Source organism: Massilia aerilata (assembly GCF_042656905.1).
In the GTDB taxonomy this organism is placed as follows: Bacteria; Pseudomonadota; Gammaproteobacteria; order Burkholderiales; family Burkholderiaceae_D; genus Telluria; species Telluria aerilata.
Genome location: NZ_JBHSMZ010000030.1, coordinates 1 through 1232 on the forward strand (window position 1 = coordinate 1; position 1232 = coordinate 1232).

1 protein-coding gene is annotated in these 1232 nt (G+C 60.7%); it reads left to right on the forward strand.

Features of this window, described 5'->3' with window-relative positions:
* Positions 1–3: 3 nt before the first annotated feature.
* Positions 4–1232, forward strand: a protein-coding gene (locus ACFPO9_RS27695; protein ID WP_379777683.1) for an IS3 family transposase whose coding sequence is annotated in 2 segments (ribosomal slippage) — positions 4–352 and positions 352–1232 — 1230 coding nt annotated over the 2 segments. Because the reading frame shifts where the segments join, the coding sequence is not laid out codon by codon here. This gene is flagged as partial in the annotation.

Below are 1232 nucleotides of genomic sequence, written 5' to 3' on the forward strand. Positions count from 1 at the left end.
AATATGACTAGGAACAACCAAACGATCGAAGTAGTGACGGTGTCCGAAGAGCGACGCCGCCGCTGGTCAGTGCAGGAGAAAGCTGCGCTGGTCAAGGAGACGTACGAACCGGGCATGAGCGTATCGCTGGTGGCCCGCAAACATGGCATCAGTGCAAGCCAGCTGTTCAACTGGCGTAAGCTCGAGCGCGAAGGCGCCCTGGTGGCAGTACAGTCTGGCGAATCCGTGGTGCCGGCAAGCGAGCTGGCTGCTGCGCGCGCCCAGATCGCCCAACTGCAGCGCATGCTCGGCAAGAAGACGATGGAAGCGGAAATCCTGCGCGAAGCGGTTGAGGTAGCCCGCGAAAAAAAGTGGATTGCGCGCTCACCCTTATTGGACAAGGACGGCCAGTGAAGCCAGTCTGCGCTGTCCTTGGTGTAGCGCGCTCGAACGTGATTGATCGCCTTGCGCGTCCTGCGGATTGGATCGACGGACGTGCGTTGGCCAGGCTTGACCCGGTCGCTGACGCGATGATTGCCGAGGCCGTGCGTGCCGAGATCACGGCATTGCCGACGTACGGCTATCGCCGCGCCGGCGCCCTGGTGAACCGTACTCGCAGCCTGATAGGCCTGCGTCCCGTCAATCACAAGCGCATGTACCGCGTGATGAAGGCAGAAGGTTTGCTGCTGCCAAAGTCGCCCAAGCGCCGGGATAGCGGCCGCGCCCATGATGGGAAGGTAGCTGTCGAGGAATCGAACCAGCGCTGGTGCTCGGACGGTTTCGAGATCGCCTGTGATAACGGCGATGTCGTAACGGGCGTATTCATGAAGGACTGCTGTGACCGCGAGATCATCGCCTGGCGTGCGTGGATCGGCCGTGGCCTGCCAGGCGAACCGGTGCGCGACATGATGATTGAAGCGGTAGAAGCACGCTTTGGCAGCACGGACGAGCGGGCGATTACGCTTGAATTCTTGAGCGATAATGGCGGCGCTTTCCGGGCAATCGAGACGCACGCCTTGGCCCATGAGCTGGGCATCAAGCCGGTGCATACGCCAGTGAACAGCCCGCAATCGAACGGCATGGCAGAGAGCTTCGTGAACACGTTTAAACGCGATTACGTCGGCGGCATGGACCGCAGCGACGGCGCTATAGTGCTTGCCCAGCTGCCTGACGCCTTCAAGCATTTCAACGAGGTGCATCCTCACTCGGCGCTGGGCTATAAATCGCCACGGATGTTTAGAAAAGAGCTACCG